The sequence below is a fragment of the Streptomyces sp. NPDC093225 genome, from assembly GCF_044753805.1.
Classification (GTDB): Bacteria; Actinomycetota; Actinomycetes; order Streptomycetales; family Streptomycetaceae; genus Streptomyces.
Window position 1 is genome coordinate 1 of record NZ_JBIVNX010000005.1, and the last position, 25,234, is coordinate 25,234.

General features: G+C 74.5%; 27 protein-coding genes and 1 pseudogene. 15 read left to right on the forward strand and 13 right to left on the reverse strand.

All coding sequences use genetic code 11. The features are described from left to right. The first annotated feature begins 351 nt into the window (after positions 1-351). Together ACIQCH_RS06830 and ACIQCH_RS06835 are read left to right on the forward strand one after the other, a co-directional pair. A complete protein-coding gene (locus tag ACIQCH_RS06830; protein WP_402578700.1) occupies positions 352-1,224 on the forward strand; it encodes a hypothetical protein in 873 nt (290 codons plus the stop codon). Between the two features lie 67 nt (positions 1,225-1,291). After that, positions 1,292-1,657, forward strand: coding sequence for a cupin domain-containing protein (locus tag ACIQCH_RS06835; protein ID WP_402578702.1), 366 nt, complete (start codon positions 1,292-1,294; stop codon positions 1,655-1,657). Between the two features lie 51 nt (positions 1,658-1,708). Here the strand turns inward: ACIQCH_RS06835 and ACIQCH_RS06840 are convergent, their stop codons facing one another. Beyond that, entirely contained in the window at positions 1,709-3,535 is a 1,827-nt protein-coding gene (locus tag ACIQCH_RS06840; protein ID WP_402578704.1) for a S8 family peptidase, read from the reverse strand. A gap of 166 nt (positions 3,536-3,701) precedes the next feature. Continuing rightward, complete coding sequence (locus ACIQCH_RS06845; RefSeq protein ID WP_402578706.1) at positions 3,702-4,169, reverse strand: MarR family winged helix-turn-helix transcriptional regulator; 468 nt, start codon at positions 4,167-4,169, stop codon at positions 3,702-3,704. Positions 4,170-4,279: 110 nt separating this feature from the next. Between ACIQCH_RS06845 and ACIQCH_RS06850 the strand changes: the two genes are divergently transcribed. Beyond that, positions 4,280-4,669, forward strand: a complete 390-nt coding sequence (locus tag ACIQCH_RS06850; protein WP_402578708.1) for a VOC family protein — start codon at positions 4,280-4,282, stop codon at positions 4,667-4,669. Here the strand turns inward: ACIQCH_RS06850 and ACIQCH_RS06855 are convergent. Further along, the gene (locus ACIQCH_RS06855) at positions 4,663-5,499 is read right to left on the reverse strand and encodes a tyrosine-protein phosphatase (RefSeq protein WP_402578710.1); all 837 of its coding nucleotides are present in this window, start codon (positions 5,497-5,499) and stop codon (positions 4,663-4,665) included. The two genes, ACIQCH_RS06850 and ACIQCH_RS06855, sit on opposite strands and share 7 nt — an antisense overlap. A gap of 134 nt (positions 5,500-5,633) precedes the next feature. Between ACIQCH_RS06855 and ACIQCH_RS06860 the strand changes: the two genes are divergently transcribed. Further along, positions 5,634-6,569: a 3-hydroxybutyrate dehydrogenase gene (locus ACIQCH_RS06860; RefSeq protein WP_402578712.1), complete on the forward strand. Its 936-nt coding sequence runs from the start codon at positions 5,634-5,636 to the stop codon at positions 6,567-6,569. 81 nt (positions 6,570-6,650) lie between these two features. On the opposite strand, the gene hemC is transcribed toward ACIQCH_RS06860, so the two are convergent. Together hemC and ACIQCH_RS06870 are read right to left on the reverse strand one after the other, a co-directional pair. Continuing rightward, the gene (hemC, locus tag ACIQCH_RS06865; RefSeq protein WP_402578714.1) at positions 6,651-7,586 is read right to left on the reverse strand and encodes a hydroxymethylbilane synthase; all 936 of its coding nucleotides are present in this window, start codon (positions 7,584-7,586) and stop codon (positions 6,651-6,653) included. A 106-nt stretch (positions 7,587-7,692) separates the two neighbouring features. Further along, positions 7,693-9,555, reverse strand: a complete 1,863-nt coding sequence (locus tag ACIQCH_RS06870) for a serine/threonine-protein kinase (protein WP_402578716.1) — start codon at positions 9,553-9,555, stop codon at positions 7,693-7,695. Between the two features lie 291 nt (positions 9,556-9,846). Here ACIQCH_RS06870 and ACIQCH_RS06875 point away from each other — a divergent pair, with 291 nt between their 5' ends. Beyond that, a complete protein-coding gene (locus ACIQCH_RS06875; protein ID WP_402578718.1) occupies positions 9,847-10,626 on the forward strand; it encodes a class I SAM-dependent methyltransferase in 780 nt (259 codons plus the stop codon). 24 nt (positions 10,627-10,650) lie between these two features. On the opposite strand, the gene ACIQCH_RS06880 is transcribed toward ACIQCH_RS06875, so the two are convergent. Then, the gene (locus ACIQCH_RS06880; RefSeq protein WP_402578720.1) at positions 10,651-11,247 is read right to left on the reverse strand and encodes a TetR family transcriptional regulator; all 597 of its coding nucleotides are present in this window, start codon (positions 11,245-11,247) and stop codon (positions 10,651-10,653) included. After that, positions 11,244-12,734 (reverse strand): MFS transporter, encoded by a 1,491-nt coding sequence (locus ACIQCH_RS06885; RefSeq protein WP_402578722.1) that lies wholly within the window; start codon positions 12,732-12,734, stop codon positions 11,244-11,246. Before ACIQCH_RS06885 ends, ACIQCH_RS06880 begins: the two co-directional genes overlap by 4 nt. Before the next feature lie 330 nt (positions 12,735-13,064). Here ACIQCH_RS06885 and ACIQCH_RS06890 point away from each other — a divergent pair, with 330 nt between their 5' ends. Then, positions 13,065-14,501 (forward strand): amidohydrolase family protein, encoded by a 1,437-nt coding sequence (locus ACIQCH_RS06890; RefSeq protein WP_402578724.1) that lies wholly within the window; start codon positions 13,065-13,067, stop codon positions 14,499-14,501. 25 nt (positions 14,502-14,526) lie between these two features. Here ACIQCH_RS06890 and ppk2 read toward each other — a convergent pair whose 3' ends face one another. Further along, on the reverse strand, positions 14,527-15,330 hold the full coding sequence (gene ppk2, locus ACIQCH_RS06895; protein WP_402578726.1) for a polyphosphate kinase 2: 804 nt from the start codon (positions 15,328-15,330) through the stop codon (positions 14,527-14,529). A gap of 175 nt (positions 15,331-15,505) precedes the next feature. Here ppk2 and ACIQCH_RS06900 point away from each other — a divergent pair, with 175 nt between their 5' ends. After that, entirely contained in the window at positions 15,506-15,859 is a 354-nt protein-coding gene (locus tag ACIQCH_RS06900) for a zinc ribbon domain-containing protein YjdM (protein WP_402578728.1), read from the forward strand. Positions 15,860-15,865: 6 nt separating this feature from the next. On the opposite strand, the gene ACIQCH_RS06905 is transcribed toward ACIQCH_RS06900, so the two are convergent. Together ACIQCH_RS06905 and ACIQCH_RS06910 are read right to left on the reverse strand one after the other, a co-directional pair. Continuing rightward, a complete protein-coding gene (locus ACIQCH_RS06905; RefSeq protein WP_402579149.1) occupies positions 15,866-16,585 on the reverse strand; it encodes a hypothetical protein in 720 nt (239 codons plus the stop codon). A gap of 65 nt (positions 16,586-16,650) precedes the next feature. After that, positions 16,651-17,067: a peptidoglycan-binding domain-containing protein gene (locus ACIQCH_RS06910; RefSeq protein ID WP_402578730.1), complete on the reverse strand. Its 417-nt coding sequence runs from the start codon at positions 17,065-17,067 to the stop codon at positions 16,651-16,653. A 418-nt stretch (positions 17,068-17,485) separates the two neighbouring features. On the opposite strand from ACIQCH_RS06910, the gene ACIQCH_RS06915 reads away from it, so the two are divergent. Next, the gene (locus tag ACIQCH_RS06915) at positions 17,486-18,628 is read left to right on the forward strand and encodes a hypothetical protein (protein WP_402578732.1); all 1,143 of its coding nucleotides are present in this window, start codon (positions 17,486-17,488) and stop codon (positions 18,626-18,628) included. A gap of 93 nt (positions 18,629-18,721) precedes the next feature. Here ACIQCH_RS06915 and ACIQCH_RS06920 read toward each other — a convergent pair whose 3' ends face one another. Next, the gene (locus ACIQCH_RS06920) at positions 18,722-19,231 is read right to left on the reverse strand and encodes a hypothetical protein (RefSeq protein ID WP_402578734.1); all 510 of its coding nucleotides are present in this window, start codon (positions 19,229-19,231) and stop codon (positions 18,722-18,724) included. A 1-nt stretch (position 19,232) separates the two neighbouring features. Beyond that, the gene (locus tag ACIQCH_RS06925) at positions 19,233-19,865 is read right to left on the reverse strand and encodes a class I SAM-dependent methyltransferase (protein WP_402578736.1); all 633 of its coding nucleotides are present in this window, start codon (positions 19,863-19,865) and stop codon (positions 19,233-19,235) included. Positions 19,866-19,974: 109 nt separating this feature from the next. Here ACIQCH_RS06925 and ACIQCH_RS06930 point away from each other — a divergent pair, with 109 nt between their 5' ends. Beyond that, positions 19,975-20,943: an ABC transporter ATP-binding protein gene (locus ACIQCH_RS06930; RefSeq protein ID WP_402578738.1), complete on the forward strand. Its 969-nt coding sequence runs from the start codon at positions 19,975-19,977 to the stop codon at positions 20,941-20,943. Beyond that, positions 20,940-21,767 (forward strand): ABC transporter permease subunit, encoded by an 828-nt coding sequence (locus tag ACIQCH_RS06935; RefSeq protein ID WP_402578740.1) that lies wholly within the window; start codon positions 20,940-20,942, stop codon positions 21,765-21,767. Before ACIQCH_RS06930 ends, ACIQCH_RS06935 begins: the two co-directional genes overlap by 4 nt. Before the next feature lie 64 nt (positions 21,768-21,831). Here ACIQCH_RS06935 and ACIQCH_RS06940 read toward each other — a convergent pair. Further along, a pseudogene (locus tag ACIQCH_RS06940) lies at positions 21,832-22,056 on the reverse strand (MBL fold metallo-hydrolase); the annotation flags it as partial. 311 nt (positions 22,057-22,367) lie between these two features. Here ACIQCH_RS06940 and ACIQCH_RS06945 point away from each other — a divergent pair. The 5 genes from ACIQCH_RS06945 (at position 22,368) to ACIQCH_RS06965 (ending at position 25,163) form a co-directional block, all read left to right on the forward strand. After that, a complete protein-coding gene (locus ACIQCH_RS06945; RefSeq protein WP_402578742.1) occupies positions 22,368-22,868 on the forward strand; it encodes a flavodoxin domain-containing protein in 501 nt (166 codons plus the stop codon). 30 nt (positions 22,869-22,898) lie between these two features. Then, positions 22,899-23,492 carry a hypothetical protein gene (locus tag ACIQCH_RS06950; protein ID WP_402578744.1) on the forward strand — a complete coding sequence of 198 codons (594 nt, stop codon included), beginning with the start codon at positions 22,899-22,901 and terminating at the stop codon, positions 23,490-23,492. A gap of 101 nt (positions 23,493-23,593) precedes the next feature. Further along, positions 23,594-23,845 (forward strand): hypothetical protein, encoded by a 252-nt coding sequence (locus ACIQCH_RS06955; RefSeq protein ID WP_402579151.1) that lies wholly within the window; start codon positions 23,594-23,596, stop codon positions 23,843-23,845. 2 nt (positions 23,846-23,847) lie between these two features. Continuing rightward, the gene (locus ACIQCH_RS06960; RefSeq protein WP_402578746.1) at positions 23,848-24,135 is read left to right on the forward strand and encodes a DUF1918 domain-containing protein; all 288 of its coding nucleotides are present in this window, start codon (positions 23,848-23,850) and stop codon (positions 24,133-24,135) included. A gap of 140 nt (positions 24,136-24,275) precedes the next feature. Then, positions 24,276-25,163, forward strand: a complete 888-nt coding sequence (locus tag ACIQCH_RS06965) for a universal stress protein (RefSeq protein ID WP_402578748.1) — start codon at positions 24,276-24,278, stop codon at positions 25,161-25,163. Positions 25,164-25,234: the final 71 nt, after the last annotated feature.

Genomic DNA, 25,234 nt, shown 5'->3' on the forward strand with positions numbered 1-25,234 from the left:
TGGTCCGGAGGCAGGCCCGGGCCTGGGGTGGCCGAAGGCCAGGGGCGGAGCCCCCTTGCCCCAGGGGTGGGCCTGCCGCAGGGCCTGCAGGCCATACCGGGTCAAGCGCCGAGGGGACCCACACACCACGGGACGGCCCACGAAGCGAGCCCACCCGGACACCGTGCGGCCACCCCACCCAAACCAACCCCACCCAAACCAACCCCACCCAAACCAACCCCACCCAAACCAACCCCACCCAAACCAACCCCACCCAGGCATGATCCACACGGGTCGTCGTGGGGCCCCCGATCGCGCCACGGCCGGGCACGTCGTGGTGCCAGGACGGTCCAAGATCCTCATGCTGGGGGCGTGGAGATCACCGTCCGGCCCGCGCGGGCCCGCACCGTTCCCGTCCTGCCCCACGGTCCCGGCTGGTGGTACGAGCCGGAGTTCACCGGGCAGCGCACGCTGCTGCACCGCGACCGGGACGGCGTGCACCTGTACGGACCCACCGGGCGGAACGTCACTGCGCCATGGCCCGACCTCGCCCGGGCCGCGGCGGCGCTCCCGGTCGGTGCGCTCCTCGACGGCGTGGCCGTGATCTGGCACGACGGCTGCCTCGATCCGGGCGCGGTGCACGCCCGGGCGGCGGCCGGCCCGTACGGCGCCGCCGAGCTGGCCCGGTCGCTGCCCGCGGCGTACGCGGCGTTCGACCTGCTCCGCCACCCCCGCCACGGTGACGTGCACGACCGCGGCTACGTGGCGCGCCGGGCCCTGTTGCTCGCTCTCCTGGAGGAGATCGGGCCGCCGCTGCAGGCCGTGCCGGCCACCGACGACCACGAGACCGCGCTCGTCTGGTACGACGCGCTGCGCGAGCAGGGCGTCGACGGGGTCCTGGCCAAGGCCGCGGCCGACCCGTACCGGGCGGGGGAGGAGGCCTGGCAGCGCGTTCGGCACCGGGAGACCTTCGAGCTCCCGGTCGTCGGCTACACCGGGGCGGCCGCCCGGCCCAAGGCCCTCGTGGTCCGGCTGCCCGACGGCCGGCACGTGCCGACCGAGCCGTTGGGCGACCCGCAGCGCGACCAGGCCGTGCGCTTCCTCATGTCCGCGGGGCCGGCCGGTCGGGAGGACGCCGACGACGGTCGGCCGTACGCCGCCACGGCGGAAGGGCTGGAGGTCACGGCCCGCACGGGGCCGTCCCGGCACGCGGCCGTGCACGTGGTGGCCGTCCGCATCCTGTGAGCGGGTCCGGGGCGGCGTAACCTGGAAGTGGACTCGGGGACCGTACGCCTGCCAGGAGGCGGTAGGTATGGCCGGAATGCTGCGCCGGAGTTTCGACTCCCCCGACGAGACGCGCCCGTTCGAGGACGGCAGCGGCAGGCTCGACGTGCTGAACACGGACGGCGGCGCGGTGGGACGCGCGGTGTTCGAGCCGGGCTGGCAGTGGTCGAAGCACATCAAGCCGCTTGCGGGAACCGACAGTTGTCAGTCGGCACACACCGGATACATGGTCAGCGGCCGGATGAAGGTCATCATGGACGACGGCGAGGAGGCCGAGTTCGGGCCGGGCGACTTCATGCACATCGAGCCGGGCCATGACGCCTACGTCATCGGCGACGAGGCCGCCGTCGCCCTGGACTGGACCGGCTTCGGCGACTACGCGAAGAAGGCGTGAACGCACCGCAACGGGCGCCCGGTGGCCGGGCGCCCGTTCCGGCGCTGCTGCCTAGAAGGTCAGGTTCCAGGCGTCGATCTTGCCGGTGTCCTGGGACGCGACGTCCTGGACGCGCAGCTTCCACGTGCCGTTGGCGACCTCCGAAGAGGCGTTGACGGTGTAGGTCTTGAGCACGTTGTCCGTGCCGTCGCTGTTCGGGAAGTCCTCGAGCAGGTACACCGAGCCGTCCGGCGCGACCAGGGAGAGGACCAGGTCGCCGCGGTAGGTGTGCTTGATGTCCACGCCCACCTTGAGGGTGGTCGGGGCGTTGCCCGCGACGCCCGAGACGGTGATCGGGCTCTCCACCGTGGCGTTGTCGTTGACGGCGACGTCACCGGTGTTCTCGAAGTACTTGCCGGTCGGCGGGACGGTGCCGCCCACCGCCTTCAGCGCGTCCACCTGGCCCTCGCCGAAGAAGCCGTTCTTGGCGGTGGTACCGGTGCAGCGGCTGTCCGACGGGCAGGCCATGTCGTTGGCCTGGGTGGACAGCGCGGTGCGGATGTCGGCCGGCGTGAACGTCGGGTTGGCGCTGGCGATCAGCGCCGCGACGCCCGCGACGTGCGGCGAGGCCATCGAGGTGCCGTTCTTGCTGCCGTACTTGCCGCCCGGGAGCGTGGAGTACACGCCGCTGGCGCCGTCGCCGCCCGGGGCGGAGACGTCGATGACGTCACGGCCGAAGTTGGAGTACGAGGCCTTGACGTTGCCGCTGCCCATCGCGGACACCGTGACGACGCCCGGGAGTTCGGTCGGGATGTCGAGGCAGGCGTTGGTGATGGTGCGGGTCACCGGCGTCGAGTCGTTGGGGCTCTCGGTGTCGGTGGTCTTGTTGGCCAGGTCGATGTTGGAGTTGCCGGCCGCGGCGACCTGGAGCGAGCCCTTGCTCTCGGCGTAGGCCTGGGCGCGCCGGACGCCCTCGATGATGGCGGCCTGGTCGAGGTTGTCCGGGCAGTTGAACTGCCACGGGTCCGTGTAGTAGCTGTTGTTGGTGACCTTGAAGCCGTGGTCGCCCGCCCACATGAAGCCGCAGACGGTGTTCTCGGCGAAGAAGAGCGTCGAGCCCGGCTCGGCGATGCGGACCGAGGCGAGCTTCACGCCCGGGGCCACGCCGATGACGCCCTTGCCGTTCTTGGCGGCCGCGATGGTGCCCGCCACGTGGGTGCCGTGGGTGTCCACGTCGCGCCACGCACCGGTGCGGGTGTCGGGCTTGCCGTAGGCGCAGGAGGCCGAGTCGACCGCGTCGAAGTTCGGCGCGATGTCCTGGTGCAGGTCGTCGACGCCGGTGTCCAGGACGCCCACCTTGACCGTGGGGGAGCCGGTGGAGACCGCCCAGGCCTGGTCGGCCTTGATCTGGGTCATGTCCCAGCGGTTCGACTCGGTCAGCGTGGTGGCGGACTGCGACGGGGTGGTCGGCAGTGCCGGGTTGTAGGCGTCGGCCGGGACGTCGGAGGTACGGGTCGCACCCACCTGCTGGACGCCGGCGACGGAGCGCATCGACGGGGCGAAGGACGCCGAGGTCGAGTGCGCGAGGACCACACCGATCTGGTCGTAGTAGTTGAACACCGTACCGCCGGCGTTCGTCACCGCCGTGCGGACGGCGGAGGTGTCGCCCGGCGCGGTGATGACCAGGTACGCGCGGGTGCCCGCGGCCCAGGCCGAAGCGGCCTTCGCACCGGTGGCGGACGTGGGGGCGGAGGGGGACATCGCCTTGTGGGGGCGGGGCGTGTCCGAGGCCTGGGCGGCGTGGGCGAGCCCCGCGGGGCTCACGAACGCGGCGGTGGCGCCGAGCACGGCGGCGGCTGCGGCGGTGCGCCGCAGCCGTCGGGATATGTGGGGAGTCAATGCGTCCTCCATGGGTCCGTCGGCGCTGGTGGCGCCGGGCGGACCGGATCAATGACGGGGTGGACGCAAGATGTCACGTACATGCCCAGTTAGGGAAGTGGGTTGTTTTCCAGGCGACTTCCGGCCACTCTGGCAGGCTGCCCGGACTCCCCTCGCCGTCCTGCCGCTACGCCGGGCGGGCTCCCTCCGGGGTTCCCGGGGCGGGCAGGGCGGAGTGCACCCGCAGCAGCAGTGCCTGGAGCTGGGCCCGTTCCGCGTCCGTGAGCGGAGCCAGCACCCGCTCCTGTACCTCCAGCGCCTCCTCCCGCAGGTCCGCCAGGGCCGCCCGGCCCGGACCGGTGAGGGTCACCACGATCCGGCGCCGGTCCGAGGGATCGCGTTCGCGCCCCACCTGCCCGAGCCGGCCCAGCTCCTCCAGCACCTTGGCGATGTCGCTCGGGTGGATCGCCAGCCGCTGCGCCAGGTCGCGCTGCGCGTGCGGCCCGAAGTCCGCCAGTGCGGCGAGAACGGCCATGTGCCACAGCCGCAGCCCGCGCTCGGCCAGGCGGGCGCCCAGCAGTCCGCGCGCCTGCTTGCCGGTGCGGGAGAGCAGATAGGTCGTCAGATCCGTCAGGCTCGGGGGTGATTCGTGCATGCCCGGAGTGTAGTAGAAGGTAGGGTCACACCAATCATTGGTGCACACCTACGAATTGTGTGCGGCCCCGCACACTGCCCGAACGTCTCCGACCGCGACTGGAGTGAACCGTGGACGCCCTGCACCCCCGCCTTCTGGTGGACCGCTTCCCCGAGAGCTTCCGCTTCTACGACGCCCTGCTCCCCGAACTCCTCGGCGCCACCCGGACCCGCGGGACCGCCGAAGGCCCCTACGCCTCCTGGGACCTCGGAACCGAGGGGCTGATCGCCCTCTTCGACCGGGCGGCGATGGCGGCGTCCATGGCGGTGGAGCCGCCGGCCGCCGGGGGCGCACTGCTGGTCAGCCGGGTCGCGGACGTGGACGACGCCTTCGCCCGGTGCCTGGCCCGGGGGGCGGCCGAGGTGAGCCCGCCCACCGCCCGGCCGGCCTGGGGGCCGACGATGCGCACCGCGCACGTCCGCGATCCGGAGGGCAACCTCTGGGAGCTGCAGTCCTACTGAGAGGGCCGCGCTCCGGTTCCGGTTCCGGTACCGACTCCGGTTCCGGTCTCGGTTCCGGTTCCGGTCTCGGTTCCTGACTCGGTTCCGGTCGGCTCCGCGGGCGTCAGCAGCCGCTCGCGCAGCCGCTCGACCACCTCGTCCGCGACCCCGAGGTGCCCGGCGACGTACGCGGCCACCGAGCCGTACTCCTCCGCCAGATCGGCGAGGACCAGGCGGATCACCTCCTCGGGTGCCCGTCCGTACGCCGGCCAGCGCATCGTCCGGTCGGGGTTGGCCGCCCGCCAGTCGGCCCGCAGCCGCTCCGTGGCCAGCTCCGTGAGGGCGAAGTCCGCCGCCACGTCGTCCTCGGACACTCCGAGCAGGACCAGCACGAGCGCGGCCAGCAGCCCGGTGCGGTCCTTGCCCGACGCGCAGTGGAAGACCTGCGGGGCGTCGGCCGCCGCGATCACCTCCAGCGCCGCCCGCAGCTCCGCGGCACCGTCCAGGGCCACCTCCGCGTACCGGTCGGCGAGGTAGCGCCAGGGGTCCAGCTCGGGATCGATCTCCGCCTGGTCGTACGGGCGGTGCTCGACGCTCAGGTTGAGGTACCGCAGGCCGAGGTCCTCGGGCACGCGGCCGCGCGCCTCGACCTCCCACGGGTAGCGCAGGTCGATCACGGTCGAGACACCGAGCTCCAGGAAGCGCTTCCGGTCCGCCTCCGCCCCGTGCAGCTTCGCCAGCGAGTCCGACCGGTACAGGCGGCCCCACCGCACCGTCCGTCCGTCGGCGGTGCGGTAGCCGCCCAGGTCGCGGAAGTTGTGCAGCCGCTCGAATTCCACGTGTCTGATCATCTGCCCCACCCTAGGGGCGGTCCGGCGCGTTGCCGAGGGAGTTCGCCCGCCCCTTTCCAGCCCACATGCGGGAACGGGCGAGTATGGGCGCCGGGCACATAGGGGTGCGCGTCCTGCACGCCTACCGTCGGGCCATGACGAACGCACCCGCCCCCGGCGCCCGCCCCGCCCCGGCCGGCCGTACCGATCAGACCGCCCCCGGCACTCCGGCCGCCCCCGGCGCACCGGCCGGCCGCCCCGCCCCGGCCGGGGAGCCGGGCCCGATCGACCGCGCGCATCCCGCCGACGGTACGGGTCCCGCCGACCGTACGGGCCGGCACGGCCTCGCGGGCCTCGCCGGCCGCACGGCGCTCGTCACCGGTGGTGGCAGCGGCATCGGACGGGCCTGCGCGGTGGCGCTGGCGGCCGCCGGGGCCCGGGTGCACGTGGTCGACGTCGACGCCGCGGCCGCCAAGGCCGTCGCCGGGGCCGTCGGCGGCACCGCCCACGTCGCCGACCTCGCCGACCCGGCCGCCATCGAGGCGCTGCCCGCGGACGTCGACGTCCTCGTGAACAACGCGGGCCTCCAGCACGTGGCCCCGCTGCACGCCTTCCCGCCCGAGCGGTTCGCACGGATCCAGCAGGTGATGGTCACCGCACCGTTCCTGCTGATGCGGCGGTGCCTGCCCCACATGTACGACCGCGGGTGGGGGAGGGTCGTCAACATCTCCAGCGTCCACGGCCTGCGCGCCAGCGCGTTCAAGTCGGCCTACGTCGCCGCCAAGCACGGCCTCGAGGGACTCAGCAAGGTGCTCGCGGTCGAGGCCGCCCCCCACGGCGTGACCAGCAACTGCGTGAGCCCCGGCTACGTCCGCACGCCCCTGGTCGAGGGCCAGATCCGGGACCAGGCCGCCGCCCACGGGCTGTCGCCCGACGCCGTGCTCGACGACGTGCTCCTGGCCCGCTCCCCGCTCAAGCGCCTGATCGAGCCCGAGGAGGTGGCGGCCGCCGTCCTCTGGCTCTGCGGCCCCCACACCACGTACGTCACGGGCACCTCCCTGCCGCTCGACGGGGGCTGGACCGCGTCGTGACCCCCGCGCCCGGCCGCGCCCGCCCGCCCTGCGGGGGTCGGGGACCGTACGGGCGGACCGGCCACGCCCGTCGCCGCGCGCTCACCGCCGGACGGCGACCAGGATCTCCCTCGCGCCCAGTGCCAGGAGTTCGGCCGCCAGCGCGCCGCCGAGCTTCTCCGGGGCGTCGACCGGCCCGGACCCGGAGGAGGTGACCTGCCGGGAGCCGTCCACCGAGGTGACCGCCGCCGACAGCAGGAGGTCGCCGTCGGGCCCGATCCGCCCCCACGCCCCCACCGGCACCGAGCATCCGCCGTGCAGTTCGGCCAGCAGGGCGCGCTCGGCCCGCACGCAGGCGTCGACGCCCACGTCCCCCGTCCCGGCCAGCAGCGCCTCGACCGGACTGCCCGCGCGGACCTGGACGCCCAGCGCGCCCTGCCCGGGAGACGGCGGGAAGAGCGCCGGGTCCAGCACCTGCCGCCGGTCCGCCGGGGGCAGCATGCCCAGCCGGTTCAACCCGGCCGAGGCCAGTACGACGGCGTGCATCCCGCCCCGGCCCACGTGCCTCAGCCGCGTCGGCACGTTGCCGCGGATCGGCACGACCTCCAGGTCGGGGCGCAGGTGGCGGAGCTGCGCGATGCGCCGCGGCGCGCCCGTACCCACCCGGGCGCCCTCCGGCAGGCCGTCCAGCGTCGCGCCGCACAGCACGTCCGCCACGTCCTGCCGGGGTCCGGGCGTGGTGATCAGCCTCGTGCCGGCCGCCAGGGTGGTCGGCAGGTCCTTCAGCGAGTGCACGACGACGTCCACGTCGCCCTCGACGAGCGCGCGCTCCTGGTCGGAGGAGAAGGCCGACCCGCCCGCCGTCCGTGCGACCTCGGCCAACGTCGCGGTGGTCCGGTCCCGGTCCCCGCCCTCGGTCAGCAGCCGCCGCTTGATCCGTACGCCCGGAAGGTGCGGCTCGACCAGCGCCAGCCACTCCCTGGCCTGCTGCTTCGCGAGTGCGCTGGCCCGCGATCCGACCGTGATCACATCCGTCATGCCGGTCAACTCCTCACCGAGTACCGGTTGTTGACGTGGATCCTACGTGTCCCGGAACCATGCGGATTCCGACAGATTGTCACCAAGCGGCGGTCCGACCGGTCGGTCAGCCCTGGCGGCCCACCGCGAAGGTGGAGCAGGCCGACCCCTCGGCGATGACCGCGCCGTTGATGACGGTGGGCCGGGCCTCCGTGACGGTCGCCTCCAGGTCGACGGTCAGGTAGCCCGGCGGCTGGACGATCCACTGGTCGCCGCGCAGCACCAGGTGCCCGTCCTCGTACGACCCGACCATGGTGAACGAGCCCGACGGCACGGTCGGGTTGTCCGGGTGCGCGGAGAACGCGAACACGGCGCGCAGCCCGTCCCCGCCCGCGCTGTTGATGGTGAGGTCGAGGGAGGTCAGGCCCTGGGTGCACCGGTAGGCGCCCCGCCACACGCCGACCACCGCGGCCGTGCCCCCGTCCGACGGCGAGGGACCCGTCTGCCCGCCGGACGACGAACCGCCCGGGTCGGACGGGCCGTTGTCGGACGGCGACGGGCCCGGGTCGGGACTGCCGCCGTTGCGGGCGTCGGTCCGCCCGGTGCCGGTCCCGCTGCTCCTACCCGTATCCCCACCCGCGGTGGTTCCCGAGCCCGACTCGTCCCAGGCCCGCGGCAGGAGCCAGGCCAGCAGGCCGATCACCACGGCCGCGACCGCTGCGCCGCCGACGGCCAGGGCGGTACGGCCGCCGGCCCCCGACCGCGGCGCGTTCGGGTGCCGGTGCGGCACCGGCTGCTCCGGGAAGGTGGGCGGCAGCGGGGGGACGTCCACGGGCGGCGGCCCGAAACCGCCGGGGCCGGGCGTCGGTGCCCGGTGGTGCGGCTCCTGGTGCGGCGGAGGCTGGTGCGGAGGGTGCTGGTGGGGCTGCGGTGCGGGCGGTGCGGGCGGTTGCCGCGGCGGGGACGGCTGCGGGTTCGGCCCGGGCTGCTCCGGCGCGGCCTCCGTGGCGGCCGCGGGATCGACGCCGCCCCGCCCGGGTGCGTGCGGGTCGACCGTCGTCGGCATCCGCGGGTCGACCTTGGTCGGTACCGTCCCGTCGGGGCGTACGGCGCCCTCCGCGAACAGCACGGCGGCCAGGGCCGAGGGCAGCCACCGCACTCCCGCCGTGGCCTCGGTCTCCCCCGAGAGCTCGTCCAGCAGCTGCGACACGGTGGGACGGGCCGCCGGGTCCTTGGCCAGGCAGCGGCCGACCACGTCGCGCAGCCGGGCGGGCAGGGCGGCGAGGTCCGGCTCGTGGTGCACCACCCGGTACATGAGCTGGGAGACCGTGCCGGCGCCGAACGGTCCCGTACCGGTGGCGGTGAAGGTCAGCAGGGCCCCCAGCGCGAACACGTCGGTGGCCGCGGTGACCGGCTCCCCGGTCAGCTGCTCCGGAGCCATGAACCCCGGTGTGCCCACCATGAATCCGGTGCGGGTGAGATCGGTCGCCCCGTCGGCGACGACCGAGATGCCGAAGTCGATGACGCGCGGACCGTCGGCGGAGAGCAGCACGTTGGCCGGCTTGAGGTCCCGGTGGACGACGTCCTGCGCGTGGATGGCCTCCAGGGCCTCGGCCACTCCGGCGGCCAGGGCGAGCACGGACTGCTCGGGCCAGGGGCCGTGGGCCCGTACCGCGTCGTTCAGGGAGGGGCCGGACACGTACGCGGTGGCCAGCCAGGGCGGGTTGCCGTCGGGGTCGGCGTCGATGAGCCCGGCCGTGAACACCCCGTTGACCTGCCGCGCGGCGGTGACCTCGCGGACGAAGCGGCGCCGGAACCCGGCGTCCTCCGCCAGCTCCGGCCGCACCACCTTGACGGCGACGGAACGGCCGCCCCGCGAGCGCCCGAGGTACACGGTGCCCATACCGCCGCCGCCCAGCCGTCCGGTGATCCGGTACGGGCCGACCTGCACGGGATCCCCGGTCCGCAGTGCCTCCGGTTCGCGCTTCACGCCGCCCCCCTCCCGGGCCGGCCGAAGGAGGGCCACGGCCCGCCGTAGTGCCGTCATCATGGCAGTGCCGCGCGGGAGCGGGGGGCGGATTCCGGCCGTACCGCGTCATGGGTGCGACGCCCACGCCCCGGCCCGCCGTGCCCGGCCCCGTCCTGGCCCTGCCAGGGCGAAAGATACAGGCCAACCGGAACCGTTGACGCCGTTTCTCGCCGGCCGGACGGCGCGGCCGGTCCGCGGGATCCGGGCGAAACGGATGCCGATCACCCGCGGCACCGCATAACGTGCCCTGTTATGGATCGCGCCGAACGGTCGCTCCACGCCTCGTCGTTCGGCGCGGCGGCGGGCGCGTACGCCGAGCACCGTCCGGACTACGCGCACGACGCGGTGCGCTGGGCGCTCGAACCCGCGCCCGGCCCGCGGGTGCTCGACCTCGGCGCCGGAACCGGCAGGCTGACGGCCGCGTTGGTCGGGCTGGGAGCCGAAGTCGTCGCCGTCGAGCCCGACCCGGCCATGTTGGCCGAACTGCGCCGCGCCCTGCCGGCGGTCCGTGCCCTCGCGGGCAGCGCCGAGGCGATACCGCTGCCGGACGCCTCCGTCGACGCCGTGCTGGCCGGCAACGCCATGCACTGGTTCGACATGGCCGTCGCGGGGCCCGAGATCGCCAGGGTCCTCGCGCCCGGCGGCGTCCTGGCCGGCCTGTGGAACCTCATGGACGACGGGGTCGAGTGGGTGGCCGGGCTCGCGCGGGCCGGCGGGAGCGCGGCCGTCGGCCCGCGCGACACGCCCGCCCCCTGGCGTTCCGCCACGGCGGACGTGCACCTTCCGAAGACCGGTGAGGCCCCCCGGTTCGGTTCGCCGGAACGGTCCCTCCACCCGCACGGGCAGCGCCGCACCGCCGACTCCCTCGTCGAGACCCTCGCGACGCGTGCGGGGATGCTCGTGATGCCGCAGGCGGAGCGGGAGGCCGCGCTGGGCCGGATCCGGGCGTTCCTGGCGGACCGGCCGGAGACCGCCCGCGGCGAGTTCACCCTGCCGCTGCTGACCGGGGTCCTGCGCACCCGGCGGCTGTGACGCGCCCCGGCGTCCGCCCCGGCGTCAGGCGCCGTCGACGAGGCGCTGGAGACCGGGTGCGTACAGGTCGGCCAGCCGGTCGGCGCTCGTCCGCGCGCTGGCCCCGTCCGGCCGGTGCAGGCTCAGGGTGGCGCCCAGCCCCAGCAGCTGGCCGGCGATCAGCTCGGCCCGCAGGCCGGCGTCCGGTCCCGCCAGGGTGGCGGCCAGCCGGTCGGTGACCTGCTCGCGGAAACGCTCCCGCAGCAGGGTGCGCTCGTCCTCGATGCCGAGGGAGAACACCACCCGCAGCAGCGGGTCCCCGCGCAGCCGGTCCCGCAGTGCGACCATCGTCAGGACCAGGTGCCGTCCGAGCTCCGCCGGCGGGGCGGCGAACAGTTCGTCGGCGGCCGGGCCGAAGTCGGCGACCGTGTTGAACAGGGCCTCCTTGCTGCCGAACCGCTTGACGATCAGCGAGGGGCTCACCCCGGCGGCCGCCGCGATGCCGCGCATGGTGACCTCGGCGTACGGTCGCAGCGCGAACGCCCGGCGCGCGGCCCGCACGATGGCGTCGCGCCCGCTCCCGGCGCCCGCCCCGCCGTCGTCGGTGACCGCCGCCGAAGCGGGTCCGTCGGTGGTGCTCATGCGCTCTCCCGGGCGGCGGTCACGGAGGCTGACACCGTGACCGTACCGTCCTTCGCGGCCCGGCGGCGCGGGGCACTCCGCCCCGGCCGGTCCGACGGCAGGAGCGACGCGGCGACGAGCGCGGCGAGCGCCGCGCCGCCGGCGATCAGGAAGATCAGCAGGTACGCGTGCAGGGTCGGGGCGGTGCGGCCACCGGCCACGAACGTCACGTGGGCCAGCACGGCGGCGACCACGGCGCTGCAGCAGGCCTGCCCGACGGAACGCATCAGGGTGTTCAGGCCGTTGGCCGCGGCCGTCTCGCTCACCGGCACGGCCCGCATGACGAGGGCGGGCAGCGCCGAGTAGGCGATCGCCGTGCCGGAGGAGACCACGGTGGCACCGGCCACGATGAGCCAGAGGCTGTGGCTGGTGAAGAAGCGGACCACGTAGCCGACCGCCATGACGACGGCGGCGAGCGCGAGGGCGGTACGGGGACCGTACGCGGCGGAGATCCGCGCGGAGACGGGGGAGAGGGCCACCATCGCCAGGCCGCCGGGCAGCAGGCACAGGCCGCTCACCACGATGGAGGCGCCCAGACCGTAGCCGGTGCTCGTCGGCTCCTGCACCAGCTGGCCGGTGACGAGGGAGTTCGCGTAGAAGGCGAATCCGATCAGCAGGGCCGCGAGGTTGGTCAGCAGCACGGCGGGGCGGGCGGAGACCCGCAGGTCGACGATGGGGGAGCGGGTGCGCAGTTCGAACCGGCCCCACAGCAGGCCCACCACCACGGACGCGCCGAGCAGGCCGAGCGTGCGGCCGGAGGTCCAGCCCCAGTCCGCGCCCCGGGTGATGGCGAGCAGCAGCCCGACGAGGCAGCCGGTCAGGCCGAGGGTCCCCGGGAGGTCGAAACGGCCGGGGGAGCGGACGGGGGACTCCGGGACGATCCGCAGCACCAGGAGCAGGTCGAGCAGCCCGAGGGCGGCCGAGGCCCAGAACATCGTGTGCCAGTCGAAGTTCTCCATGACCAGCGCGGCCACCGGCAGGCCGATCGCCGCCCCGATGCCGAGGGTCGAGCTCATGAGCGCGATCGAGGGCAGGACCCGGTCGGCGGGCAGCTCGTCGCGGATGATGCTGATGCCCAGCGGGATCACCGCGAGGGCCGCGCCCTGCAGGGCCCGGCCGGTGATCAGCACGCCGATGTCCGAGCTGACCGCGCACAGGACGGAACCCAGCGTCAGGACGCCGAGCGAGGCCAGCAGTACGCGGCGCTTGCCGTACATGTCGCCGACGCGGCCGAGCACCGGGGTGAAGACCGCGCCGGTGAGGAGGGTGACGGTGACCAGCCAGCCGGCGGCGCCGGGGCTCGCGCCGGTCAGGTCGGGGACGTGCGGCAGCAGCGGGACCACGAGGGTCTGCATGACGGCGACGACCATGCCGCAGAAGGCGAGGACGGGCACCACGGAGCGGGATCGCGGGGCGGCCGCACCGGCGGCGGGTATCGCGGCGGGCATGCTGCTCCAGAGGGGGAGGGGAACGGAGGGGTGCACAGTTGTTCACCCCCAGGGTAAACGACTGTGCACCCCTGTGTCCGGCGCCCGGCGCGGATCGGTGCCGCACGCCGACTGCCGCACGCCGACCGAAGTGCCGAGTGCCGAAGTGAGGGCCCGTCGACCGCCGCATGGCCGACGCGCGCCCGGAACGGAAAATGTTTTCCGCCGGCGCCTATCGAAGGGGCGTCGACTGGGAATGCTGTGGGTGATCTCCCGCCCCCGCCCGACGCCCCGTCCCGGCGTCCCGCCCGGGCGGGCCTTCCGTTCTGAGCCTTCGGGAGGTACTACGCCATGCAGTCGGTCCCCACTCCGCCGCCCGCCGCCAGTCGCCGCGATCTCCTGGCCGGCCTGGGCCTGGCCGCCGCCGCCCCGCTCGCCCTCGGCGCCACCCTCCGCCCCGCACACCGTCACCGCCCCTCCCGCCCGCCCGTCCCGGGCGGCAGGACGGTACTGCTCCGCAGGGCCTCCCTGGTGCTCACCATGGACCCCGCCCTCGGCAGCGGCCCGCTGGGCGCCGTCGAGAACGCCGACGTGCTGATGCGCGACGGCACCATCGCCGCCGTCGGCACGGCGCTGCCGACGCCACCCGGCGCCCGGGTGGTGGAGACCTCGGGCAAGCTGGTCATGCCGGGCTTCGTCGACACCCACAACCACCTCTGGCAGGCGATGATCCGTGGCGGGTGTGCCGACCGGAACCTGTTCGGCTGGTTCCGGGCGTGCACCGACCCGCAGCGCGGCCGCCTGACGCCCGCGGCCCTCCACAGCTTCGTGCGGCTCGCCGCCCTCGACGCCGTCCAGTCGGGCGTGACGACGCTGGTGGACTGGGTCGACATCTTCGCGTACGACCTCGTCGAGAGCTACGTGCGGGCCCTGGCCGGCACCGGGATCCGGTTCACGTACGCCATGTTCCCGCCGACGCCCGACGCGGCGCCGCTGGTCACGAAGGTGAAGAGGGAGCTCGTCGACCCGGTGCCGCTCGGCTCCTTCCAGGTCGCCACGCACGCGGCGCGGGCCGTCGAGGCCCACAACCGCGCGCACTGGGAGATCGCCCAGGACCTGGGTGTCATGCTCAACTCCCATGTCCTGGAACGGCCCGAGCAGCGCGCGGACGACCCCATCGGGGTCCTCGCCGACATCGGCGCCCTGGGGCCGCGGCTCCTGATCAACCATGCGATCCACCTGACGGACGCGGAGATCGCCGCCGTCGCCGAGCACGACGTGCGCGCCGCCCACTGCCCGCTCAGCAACATGCGGCTGGCATCCGGGATCATGCGGCTGTCCGACCTGGGGAGGAAGGGTGTCAAGGTCGGGCTCGGCCTGGACGGCGGAACGAACGACAGCTCGGACTTCCACGCGCTCATGAAGACGGCCGTCGGCCTGCAACGCGCCCGCACGACCGAGGCCGCGGTCTTCCCGCAGGTGCACGACGTCCTGCGGATGGCCACCCTGGGCGGCGCCGAGGTCCTCGGCCTCGCGGACCAGGTCGGCTCCCTGACCCCCGGCAAGCGGGCCGACCTCCTGGTCATCGACCCCGCCACCCTGAACTTCGCACCCCGCTTCGACTGGATCGGCCAGATCGTCTTCAACGGCCGGCCCGAGAACATCGACGCCGTGTTCGTCGACGGACGGGCGCTGAAGTTCGCCGGCCGCCTGGTCGACGTCGACACGGACGGCGTCGTACGCGAGGCCGAAGCGGCCGCCACCCGCCTCCGGAGCGCGGCCGGATAACCGTCGGGCCCCACGCCGCCGGCCGTCAGAGGCCGGCGGCGTGGTCGGGGACGTAGGTCTGGAGGTCGCGCGGGGGCCGCTCGTAGCCCGTGGCCCGCGGGCGTTCCGGCAGGTCGAGCACCGGCGGCGGCACCTCGTGGTACGGCAGGGAGCCGAGCAGGTGGGCGATCATGTTCAGCCGGGCCCGGCGCTTGTCGTCGCTCTCCACCACGAACCAGGGCGCCTCGACGACGTCGGTGTGGACCAGCATCTCGTCCTTGGCCCGGGAGTACGCCTCCCAGCGGGTGATCGACTCCAGGTCCATGGGCGACAGCTTCCAGCGCCGGAGCGGGTCCTCCAGCCGGCGCTTGAACCGTGCCTGCTGCTCGGCGTCGCTCACCGAGAACCAGTACTTCCGCAGCAGGATCCCGTCCTCCACCAGCATCCGCTCGAAGACGGGGCACTGCCGGAGGAAGCGCTGGTGCTCCTCCTTGGTGCAGAAGCCCATCACGTGCTCCACGCCTGCCCGGTTGTACCAGGAACGGTCGAACAGCACGATCTCCCCGGCGGCCGGGAGGTGCTCGACGTACCGCTGGAAGTACCACTGCGTGCGCTCGCGCTCGGTGGGCTTCGGCAACGCCGCGATCCGCGCCACCCGGGGGTTGAGGAACTCCGTGACGCGCTTGATGGTGCTGCCCTTGCCCGCCGCGTCGCGGCCCTCGAAGACCACCACCAGACGGGCCCCCTCCGCCCGCACCCACTCCTGCAGCTTGACCAACTCGGTCTGCAGCGAGCGCAGTTCCCCCTCGTACACCTCCCGCGGCAACCTCGCCGCCTTCTTGCCGGCCATACCGCCTCCGCCCTCGGGTGGCTCGCGCGACGCCCTCGGTCCGAGCCCGGGAAGGGCGGGTCGTCGCCTTCGTGATCTCTGACGGCAACAGTACGCCCGGCACCCCCGCGATCCCTCGAACGGTTGCCGCGGGCGCTCACGCCGGCCCGGCCGGGGCAGGAAATACACTGGTGGGGTGAGTGAGAACCTTCCTTCCTGCCCCGAATGCTCCAGCGCGTACACCTACGAGATGGGCTCCCTGCTCGTCTGCCCCGAGTGCGGCCACGAATGGGCCCGCACGTCCGCCGGCACCGACGCCGCCTCCGAGGAGCGGGTCATCAAGGACTCGGTCGGCAACGTGCTCGCCGACGGAGACACCGTGACGGTCGTGAAGGGCCTCAAGGTCAAGGGCCACCCGACCGGGATCAAGGCCGGGACCAAGGTGCGCAACATCCGCCTCGTCGACGGTGTCGACGGCCACGACATCGACTGCAAGATCGACGGCCTCGGCCACATGCAGCTGAAGTCCAGCGTGGTCAGGAAGGGCTGAACGCCGCTAGTCGAGCGGGTCCGTGCCCGCCACCCGGTGCGCCTCCAGCCCCGGATCGGCGAGCAGGTCCGCGACCAGGGCCTCCGGACCGCCCACGTACGTGCTCTTCAGATCGGTGTCGCCGCCCACGCACCAGGCGCGGTCCCCGGGCCACCACAGGTCCGGGAGTTCCGCGTACGGGTCGAGCGACAGGGGCGAGGTGACGTCCGCCAGCGTTCCCGCCAGCAGCACCTTGTCGCGGTGCGGCGTCTCGAAACGCGGCACCGCGCCCCAGTCCCGGCGCCCGTAGCCGTCCCACAGCGCGTACCAGCACCGGTCGGGCGCGGCGGTGTGCCCGGCCAGGACGCGGACGAGGGCGCGGGCCACGTCCGGCGGCGTCGGCCCCTCGCCCGGCCACTCGTCCCAGACGCCCGGCAGGGACAGCTCACCGTACGACTCGTCCCGGGAGACGCCGAGGAGTTCGTGCCAGCGCGTACCGCCGGCCGGAGTGCGCCCGTACGCGGCCCCGACGACCTCCCAGCGCACCGGCCGCTCGCCGAGGTGCGCCGGGTGCAGGATGCGCGCGTACGCGGGGAAGCCGGGGGCGGACACCCCGGCCACGGTGCCGAAGTCGCCGTGCCCCGGGCGCCGTTCGGTCAGCCAGTCCGCGGGGGAGAGGTCGTCCGTCTGGACGCGCAGGCGGCCGTAGCGGCCCGGTCCGGGCACGCGGTGCGTCGATCCGTACATGGTCACCCGCCCAGTCTGCCGCCCGGCCGGCGCCGGCGCCGAACGGCTTACGCGACCGGCCGGCTTCAGACCATGCTGGGGATGTACTCGTTGCACCACCCGGCGTTGGTGACCTTCTCGTCGTAGCCGTAGTCCGGGTCGCCCTCCCACAGGAGGTTGTAACCGGTCTCGGGGCCGACGATGCCGTCGACCTTGGTGCGTCCGAGCATCACGTTCTGGAAGAACCGGATCGCCTCGTCCGTCTGCGGGCCGAACTTTCCGTCCTGGGTGATCTGCCCGTGGTACGGGCGCCACGACCAGTTGTGGGCGAACGCGTAGTTCAGCTGGTGCTGGACGCACCAGACTCCGTTGTAGGTGTTGGCCTGGCCGTACCCGATCCACGGCGCACCCTGCCGGGCCTGCGCGCTTCCGGACAGGGCGAGGACGCTCAGGCCCGCGGTGGCGAGGGCGACGGCGACGCGGCTGACGTTCTTCTTGAACACGGCGACTGGAGCCTTCCGAAGGAGGAGGGACGGGAACGGTCCGGTGGGCCCCGACGGGCCACTGCCGGACAGTCGGAACAGTAGGACGCCCACACCGGCATCCCGCCGTCCCAGGTGTCCCGTGGAACGCCCGTCCGCGTCCCGGAACGCCGCCCACCACGCCTGAGCAGCGGCTTCCCGGCGTCGCCGGCGGCCGGACCGCCCTCATCCCGGGAAGCGGCCCGCGTCCCGCACCGCCCGCGGCCGCGGGCGTGCCTTCCGATCAGGCGTCGGTGGCGTCCGCGTCGGTCGTGCCAGGCGTCCGAGAGTGACGTGGCGGCGCACGCGCCCGGCGTCCGGGTGATGTTGTGGCACGAGCCCGGCGTCGCTCGGCGGTTCCCGTGCGCCCGGGACCCTGCGTGCGCTTGCGTACGGGGCCATGAACAGTGCTGGGAAGGACTCCTGGAGCCGGCGGGCGGTGTGGGGGCTGCCGGCAGTGGTGGCGGCGGTCTGCGGCGTGCTGGCCCTGCCCACCGCGGCGGCCGCGGACGACGGACTGTCGATCACCGGCGCGGAGGCGGCGCAGGTCGAGCTGGACGCCTCCGCGGGCCGGCCCCACCGCATGCACGGCCCGCTGCGGGTCGTGCTCGTCAACTCCGGCGCGACCGCCGTCGCGTCGGTGCCGGCCGTGTACCTGGACGCACGAGGTGACGACGACGACCGCACCTGCACGGCGAAGGGTGCCGCCGGGGCCTCGGCCGCGGGCGGTGCCCTGACGGTCCCGGCACACGGGGCCGAGGCGGTGGCGTTCGACGTCACCGTGCCCGAGCAGTGCGTCGGCCGTGAGGGCACCCTGGTCCTCACCGCCCGCGGCGCGCCGCCGGCCGCCGCCGTCACCCCGGCGACGATGCGCTTCACCCTCGTCAAGGGCCAGGAGGAAGAGCCCGGGTACGCGGCAGGGCTGTTCACCGCGGCCGCGCTCGCCGCCGTGACCGGCCTCCTGATGCTCGTGCCCGCGGAGATGTTCGGCCAGCCGCGCACCGACTGGTGGAAGAGCCCCATGCACGGCATCGACTCGCCGTGGTCGGTCAAGGACAGCTGGCTGACGAACATCACCGCGCTGGGCGCGGTGCTGGGCACGGTGCTCACCACCACCGGCTTCCTGGACGACTGGCTGCCCGGCGTGTCGCTCGGACGCTTCCTCGGCATGAACCTCCTGTACGCGGGACTGATCCTCTTCGCTCCGATCGTCTACTCCGCCTCGTGCTACTGGGGCTGGCCGGAGCGGACGAACGCCGCCGGGGAGACCGTGCACGCGTTCGCCCCCGTCGCCCACGGGTGGGGCCTGGTCATCGCCGCCCTCGCCACGCTGTTCGGCGTCTACGGCCAGCTCGCGACGATCGTGGTCCTGACGATCGCGGCCGACGCCACCCAGGCCACGAAGTGGAGCCTCTACCTCCTCGTCGGCATCGCCGCCGCCTTCGTCGCCCTGTACTCCCTGCGCTTCGTCCGCGGAGCCCTCGCCGATCCACCCGCGGCCGCCCCGCACCCTGTCGCCACGAGCCGGTCGGGCACCTTGTAGGCGCTGGCTCGCCCGGCCCCGCCCCGCCCGGCCCAGCACGCAGGGCGGGGCGGGAAAGGCGGCCCGCCGGCCCGCGCCGTCCGGCCCGGACCGTCAGCGGGGACGGTCCGGAACCAGTCGGAGCGCCGCTGCGGCGGCGTGGCGGATCCGCCTGGTACGTCCCTGCACTGCGAGGAACTCGAGGGCGTCGGCGGTGCCCGACTCCGCGGCCACCTTGTACTGGAGCCAGTCGGAGGCTTCGGCCAGCGCGTCCGCCCGCCACGCCCCGTCCAGCGCCGCGGACCGGAAGAGGATCCACTCCCGCAGGCGCCGCAGGACGACCGGATGCCCGGCGCAAGCCCGCCCCACGGCTTCGGCCCATGTCGCGAAGGCGCCGCCGCGGTACAGCTCCGCCGCCCGCCGGTCCACGTGCCGCAGCACCGCGGACCGCGCCATCGTGGGATCGGGATCGGCGAGCACCTCGACGAGGCAGCCGATCTCCTCTGCCTCGCCCACCCGCCGCAACCGCCTCAGGTGACCGGCGAACCGCCGGTGCTCCGCGGGCGAGTCCGAGGGCGGCGTGTCGTCGGTCCGGTCCACGTGGCCGGTGAGGGCCCGGTTCATGTCACCCCAGCCTGCGGGCCAGGAGGTACGCGCGCTCCGTGTCCGCCTCACCCGGATACGGTCCTCGCATCAGCGTCGCCTCGATCGAGAACCCGGCAGCGGTGAGGCCCGCGGCCACCTCGTCGGGCCGCAGGGCGAAGAAGTCGAGCGCGACCGGGTGGTCGAACCACGAGTCCAGGTGCCGGATCTCCTGGCCCGCGTGGAAGGCGGCGAGGACGAGGCCGCCCGGCCGCAGCACCCGGGCGAACTCCTCGTAGGCCGACGTGCGCTCTTCCACCTGGAGATGGATCAGCGAGTAGAACGCCACCACTCCGGCCAGTTCCCCGTCGCCCAAGGGCAGGTCGAGCATCGACCCGACCCGCACGTCCAGGTCGGGCCGGCGCGTCCGGGCCACCTCCACCATGCCCGGCGACACGTCCAGGCCCAGGACCGGAACGCCGAGATCGGCCAGGAAGCACGCCACCTGAGCCGGCCCGCACCCCACGTCGGCCACCGGGCCCTCCTTCGGAACCTGCTCGGCGAACGCCGTCAGCATGGCCCGGTCCAGCGGCTTGGAGGCCAGATCCGCAGTGAAGCCCTGTGCGTACACGTCCGCGACCGCGTCGTAGGAGTCCCGGATGGAGGTGCTGTCCATCCGATGATTATGCGACAGGCCCCCGACCGGACAGCGGGCGGTGCGGCCCGGGGCGGACTCGCGGCGCGGCTCCCGGGCGCACGGCGCCGCAGGAGGACAGACTGAGATCGTGGGTGACGGGCGGGCCATCGAACTGGCCGGGCTGACCAAGCTGTACGGGCGGGTCGTCGGGGTGGAGGGGCTGAGCCTGGAGGTACGGACCGGGGAGGTGTTCGGGTTCCTCGGGCCCAACGGGGCGGGCAAGACCACGACGCTGCGGTGCCTGGTGGGGCTGCTGCGCCCGACCCGGGGGCGGGTCCGGGTGCTGGGGGCGGATCCGGTCGCCGAGCACCGGCGCGTCGCGCCCATGACCGGTTACCTGCCCGGTGAGCTGCGGCTCTACCCCGAGCTGACCGGTGCGCAGACGCTGGACTACCTGGCCGCCCTCCAGGGGGTTCCCGCGGAGCGGCGCGGCGAGCTGTGCGAGCGGCTCGACCTGACCGCCGGGGTCCTGCGGCGGGCCGTGGGCACGTACTCGCGCGGAACGAAGCAGAAGCTCGGGCTGGTCCAGGCGTTCCAGCACGACCCGCGACTGGTGGTCCTCGACGAGCCGACCGAGGGCCTCGATCCGCTGGTGCAGGAGACGTTCTTCGAGCTGCTGGGCGAGGCCGCGGCCGCGGAGCGGACCGTGCTGCTGTCCAGCCACGTCCTGCCGGAGGTGCAGCGGACCTGCGGCCGGGTGGCGATCGTACGGGCCGGCCGCCTGGTCACCGTGCAGAGCGTGGCCGCGCTGCGGGAGGCGCGGGCCCGCCGGATCCGGGTCGTGTTCGGCGACGGCCGCGGCCCGCGGCCGCTCGGCGCCGCCGACCGGTGGGGGCCGCGGTGGGCGGGGGAGCGTGCCGAGCTCCTGGTGCCGCCCGGCGAGGTCGTCCCGACGTTGCGGGAGCTGCTCGCGCTCGGGGTGGTGGACGTCGGGGTGGAGGAGGCAGGGCTCGACGAGGCGTTCCTGGACCTCTACCGGTCGGCCGGTAGCGGGACGCCCGGGACCGTGACGGGGACGGGGACGGGGAACGGTCCCGGGACGGGGGAGCGGGCGTGAGCCCGCGCGAGCGGTGGCCCCTGATGTGGCTGGCGCTGCACCGCCGCCGGCGGATGCTGGCGGTGCTGGTCGTGGGCATGGTGCTGTTCGAGACGCTGATCGTGGTGGTCGCCAACACCTTCGCGCCGGGGCAGCTCTTCTCGGGGGCCGGGAAGGGCCCCCCGTCGGCGTTCCGGGCCTTCAGCGGCTCCGGCGGGGACGTGTCCCTCGCCAGCTTCCCCGGGCTGCTGGGAGCGGGGCTGGTCCATCCGTTCTGGATCGCCATGCAGCTCACGGCCATCGGTTCGCTGGCCGCGGCGGCCGTCGCCGGCGAGGTGGAGAGCGGCACGATCGAGCTGGTGATGGCGCGGCCGGTGAGCCGCGACCGGCTGCTGGCCGAGCGGGCGGCCGCGCTGGGGCTCGCCGTGCTGGCCCTGAACGCCGCGGCGACGGTGACGGTCGCGCTGGGCGTCCGGCTGTGCCCGGCGATCCATCGCGAAGTCCCGGTGGGCGGGGTGTTCGCCGCGGGGGTCATGGGGTGCGCCTTCGCGCTGTGTCTGGCGGGGCCGGCGCTGGCCGTGTCCGCGGGGGGCCGGCGGAGGTCCCAGGTGGTGGGCGCGACGATCGCCGTCGGGGCCGTGGGGTTCGCGGTGAACTTCATCGCCCTCGCCTGGTCGCCGGCGGCCCCGCTGCGCTACGTCAGCCCGTTCCACTACTACACGCCGGGGGACGCACTGGCCCGCGGGCAGGTGCTCTGGCCGGAGCTCGGCGTCCTGGCCGGTGTCGGGGCGGCAGGGCTGGCCCTGGCCGTGGTGCTGCTGCGCAGGAGGGACCTGGCGCCGTAGCGCGGCGCCGGTTCCGGTCGCCGCCGTGCATGCCGCAGGTCGGGCGCGCCGCCGGGTGGGCGTGGGTGACGACGACGGCGTGGATGTCGGAGGCGTCGACACCCGGCTTCTCCCGGTTCCGGCGGCGCAGGTCAGCGACACCTTGGAAGGGGCCGCAGTCGACGAGGAGGCGGGCGTGGTCGCTCTCGACGAGGAACTTGCTGCCCGTGACCGTCCGCACGCCGCCGAGGAACCGCAGGAGGGCGGGCCGGGTGTGCGCGGCGGTCGGGGCGGGGGTCGGCTCGGACATGGCCGGAGCCCTCCTTCCGGGGACGGGCTGCTCCGATCTCCACCGTCCCACCCCGCGGCCGGGGCGGGAGGATCCCGACCGGCCCCACACGTCGCGGCCGCCGAGGCGTCAAGCCCCCGGACCGCACGTCGGTGTGTCCGGGCACGCCCGGGCCGAGCACCCGGAGGAGGGCCGAACGGCCCCCTCCGGGGACCCGACGGCCCAAGCGCCTCGGGTCCGTGCCGGAACAGATTGGAGGAGACCGCGGTGGTCACCGCCCGGAGTCCCGGACTACGAGGGTCTGGCGGTACCCACGACAAGGGAGGAACGCCATGGACAACAAGCGGGTCCTGGTCGCCTACGGCACCAAGCACGGCGCGACCGCCGGGATCGCCGAGGAGATCGGCAAGACCCTCCGCGAGGACGGCCTCGACGCGGTCGTCCTGCCCGCCGAGGACGTGGCCGACGTGCGCAGCTTCGACGCCGTCGTGCTCGGCGGCGCCCTGTACGCGGGGCACTGGAGCGGCAAGGCCAAGCGCTGCGCGGAACGCAACGCGCAGTACCTCAAGGACCGCCCCGTCTGGCTGTTCAGCAGCGGTCCGGTCGACAGCTCCGCCGAGCAGCGCGAGATCCCGCCGGTCAAGGCCGTGGCCCGGCAGATGGAACGGCTGGGCGCCCGCGAGCACATGACCTTCGGCGGCAGCGTCACCGACAGCACGCCGGGCTTCATCGCCAAGGCCATGGTCCGCCAGGGCAAGGGCGGCGACTTCCGCAACCCCGAGCGGATCCACACCTGGGCCCACCACATCAGCGAGGAACTCGCCGCCGCCTGAACGGCGCCGGCTCCAGCGCGGAGGCGCGTGATGTCCCACCGGAAGACCCGTTCGGTCGGCGATCCGCTGCGCCGGGCCGCCGACCGCACCCGCACCCGCTGGCACGCCGCCTTCGCGCTGGCCTGCGTCCTCGCCGTGATCGCGGGCGTCCTGGCCGCCCTGACCGTACGGGCCGCCGACACCCGCAGCACGCAGGAGCAGGCCCGCCACCGCCACCGGGTGACGGCCACCATCACCGCGGAACCGACCCTGATCGGTCCCACCCGCTTCGGTGTCCTCGGCACGACGGCGCATGCCACGTGGCAGTACCCGGCCGGAGCCGAGCACACCGGGACCATCCCCGTGGCGTCCCGTACGCACGCCCACGACCGGGTCCCGCTGTGGGTCGACGACGAGGGCGCGGCGGTCCCCCGCCCGTCCTCCGCCACCGACATCGACCTGGACGCGGCCGGCGTCGGCGCGAGCGTCTGCGCCCTGACGGCCCTGTGCACCGGAGCGGCCGTCCACGTGCGGCTCCGCCGCGTGGAAGCGGGCGTCCTGCGCGACTGGGACCGGGAGTGGGAGCAGGTCGAGCCGCTGTGGACCGGCCGGCTCCGCCCCGGACCGGGTGCCGGCGATGACTGAGACCTGCGGCCGGGCGCGTCCGGGGGACCGCGACGCCCGCCACGGGCACCGTCCCCGGGGCGGACCTCGACCCGCGCGACCCGCTGCCGCTGTTCCTCGCCCTGCTCGGCGGGCAGCTCGGCGTCGCCCTGGGCCTGCGCGCGCGGCTCCTGACGCGCGCGAACCCGTTCCTGCCCGCCTCCGTGGCGGCCTCCGCCCTGCTGGCGGCCGCCGCCCTCTACCTGCCGCCCCTCCAGACCCTGCTCGACACCCGGCCCGTGGGACGGGCCGGATTCGGCCTCGCGGCGGCAGCCGTCCTCGCGGGATCCACCGCCGCCCGGCTTCTGCGGGCCGCATTCCGAAGGAAGACGTGACCATGAACGCCATGGCTCCCGAGTACGTGACCCTGCACGCCGAGGTCGGCGACCAGATCGTCATCGGCGGCCCGACCGTCGGCTCGCCCGGCCGGGACGGCGAGGTGATCGCCCTGCACCACCCCGACGGCACCCCGCCCTACGACGTCCGCTGGTCGGACACCGGGCGCACCAGCGTCTTCTTCCCCGGCCCCGACGCCCGCATCAAGCACCTGCACCACCGCACCAGCGCACCGACGGACCGGATCCGGTCGGCGCGGCCGACGGCGCAGGGCGACCGCCGGACCTGACGAGGACCGGCCTCCCGGGAGGGCAGGGGCGGACCGGCCCGCGGAGCGGGACCGTCGGCCCTGGGGAGGCCGCCCCGCGACGCGCGAAGCTGGATGCCGGCGGCCTCCCCAGGGCCGCCGGGCCCAGCAGCCGCACCGTTATGGAGGGCAGACCCGTGACACCTGTCATCGCCGTGGGAGTGGACGGCTCCGACGAGAGCCTGCAAGCCGCCCGCTGGGCGGCCGACGAGGCGGTCCGGCGCCGGGTGGGCGTGCACCTGGTCCACGCCTGGCTCTGGCAGCCGCTCGCCCTCCCGGTGGTCCAGGACCGGGACGCGGAGGCGCGCCGGGCCGAGGACGTCCTGGGCGAGGCGGTGGACGAACTCGCCGCGCGGCACCCGGAACTGGCCGTCACCGCCGAGGTCGTCCAGGACGTCCCGGTCCCTGCCCTGCTGCGCGCGGCCGGGGCGGCGGAGATGCTTGCCGTGGGCAGTCGTGGCCACGGCGCCCTGGCCGGCTTCCTCCTGGGCTCGTACGGCCAGCAGGTGATCGCCGAGTCGCGGCGCCCCGTGGTCGCGGTCCGTGCGACGTACGGTCAGGAGCCGGCGCGCCAGAACGGCGAGGTCGTGGTCGGCCAGCAGGGCGGGGTCGAGGACAGCCACGACGTGCTCGGGTTCGCCTTCGAGACGGCCGCCGCGCGCGGCGTGGCCGTACGGGCGGTCCGTGCCTGGGCGCTGCCGAGCCTGTACGCCTACAGCCCCGGCTCGCTGTACCTGGTCGACCAGGCCGGCGGCCTGGAACCGTACGAGAGGGCGGCGCTGCGCCAAGCCGTGGAGCCGTGGCGCGCCAAGTACCCCGACGTCGCCGTGGTGGAGCACGTCGAGATGGGCAGTGGCGGGCAGGTCCTGCTGTCGGCCGCGGCCGGGGCGGGACTGGTCGTCGTCGGTCGTCGGGCCCGCAGGAGCGCCGTCGGAACCAGGATCGGCTCGGTGGCGCACGCGGTGCTGCACCACGCACCGTGCCCGGTCGCGGTCGTGCCCCTCGGGTGACCGCCCGTACGCGGGCCGCGTCGAGCCCGTACGCCCGTACGCCCGTACGAGCTTGTCACCGGCTTCCGCCT

Coding starts and splice junctions, on each gene's coding strand:
- ACIQCH_RS06875 (WP_402578718.1), top strand. CDS start 9,847: ATGGATCGCGCCGAACGGTCGCTCCACGCCTCGTCGTTCGGCGCGGCG.
- ACIQCH_RS06885 (WP_402578722.1), bottom strand. CDS start 12,734: ATGCCCGCCGCGATACCCGCCGCCGGTGCGGCCGCCCCGCGATCCCGC.
- ACIQCH_RS06965 (WP_402578748.1), top strand. CDS start 24,276: ATGGAGGGCAGACCCGTGACACCTGTCATCGCCGTGGGAGTGGACGGC.
- ACIQCH_RS06960 (WP_402578746.1), top strand. CDS start 23,848: ATGAACGCCATGGCTCCCGAGTACGTGACCCTGCACGCCGAGGTCGGC.
- ACIQCH_RS06880 (WP_402578720.1), bottom strand. CDS start 11,247: ATGAGCACCACCGACGGACCCGCTTCGGCGGCGGTCACCGACGACGGC.
- ACIQCH_RS06835 (WP_402578702.1), top strand. CDS start 1,292: ATGGCCGGAATGCTGCGCCGGAGTTTCGACTCCCCCGACGAGACGCGC.
- hemC (WP_402578714.1), bottom strand. CDS start 7,586: ATGACGGATGTGATCACGGTCGGATCGCGGGCCAGCGCACTCGCGAAG.
- ACIQCH_RS06890 (WP_402578724.1), top strand. CDS start 13,065: ATGCAGTCGGTCCCCACTCCGCCGCCCGCCGCCAGTCGCCGCGATCTC.
- ACIQCH_RS06905 (WP_402579149.1), bottom strand. CDS start 16,585: ATGTACGGATCGACGCACCGCGTGCCCGGACCGGGCCGCTACGGCCGC.
- ACIQCH_RS06945 (WP_402578742.1), top strand. CDS start 22,368: ATGGACAACAAGCGGGTCCTGGTCGCCTACGGCACCAAGCACGGCGCG.
- ACIQCH_RS06915 (WP_402578732.1), top strand. CDS start 17,486: ATGAACAGTGCTGGGAAGGACTCCTGGAGCCGGCGGGCGGTGTGGGGG.
- ACIQCH_RS06855 (WP_402578710.1), bottom strand. CDS start 5,499: ATGATCAGACACGTGGAATTCGAGCGGCTGCACAACTTCCGCGACCTG.
- ppk2 (WP_402578726.1), bottom strand. CDS start 15,330: ATGGCCGGCAAGAAGGCGGCGAGGTTGCCGCGGGAGGTGTACGAGGGG.
- ACIQCH_RS06950 (WP_402578744.1), top strand. CDS start 22,899: ATGTCCCACCGGAAGACCCGTTCGGTCGGCGATCCGCTGCGCCGGGCC.
- ACIQCH_RS06920 (WP_402578734.1), bottom strand. CDS start 19,231: ATGAACCGGGCCCTCACCGGCCACGTGGACCGGACCGACGACACGCCG.
- ACIQCH_RS06925 (WP_402578736.1), bottom strand. CDS start 19,865: ATGGACAGCACCTCCATCCGGGACTCCTACGACGCGGTCGCGGACGTG.
- ACIQCH_RS06860 (WP_402578712.1), top strand. CDS start 5,634: ATGACGAACGCACCCGCCCCCGGCGCCCGCCCCGCCCCGGCCGGCCGT.
- ACIQCH_RS06845 (WP_402578706.1), bottom strand. CDS start 4,169: ATGCACGAATCACCCCCGAGCCTGACGGATCTGACGACCTATCTGCTC.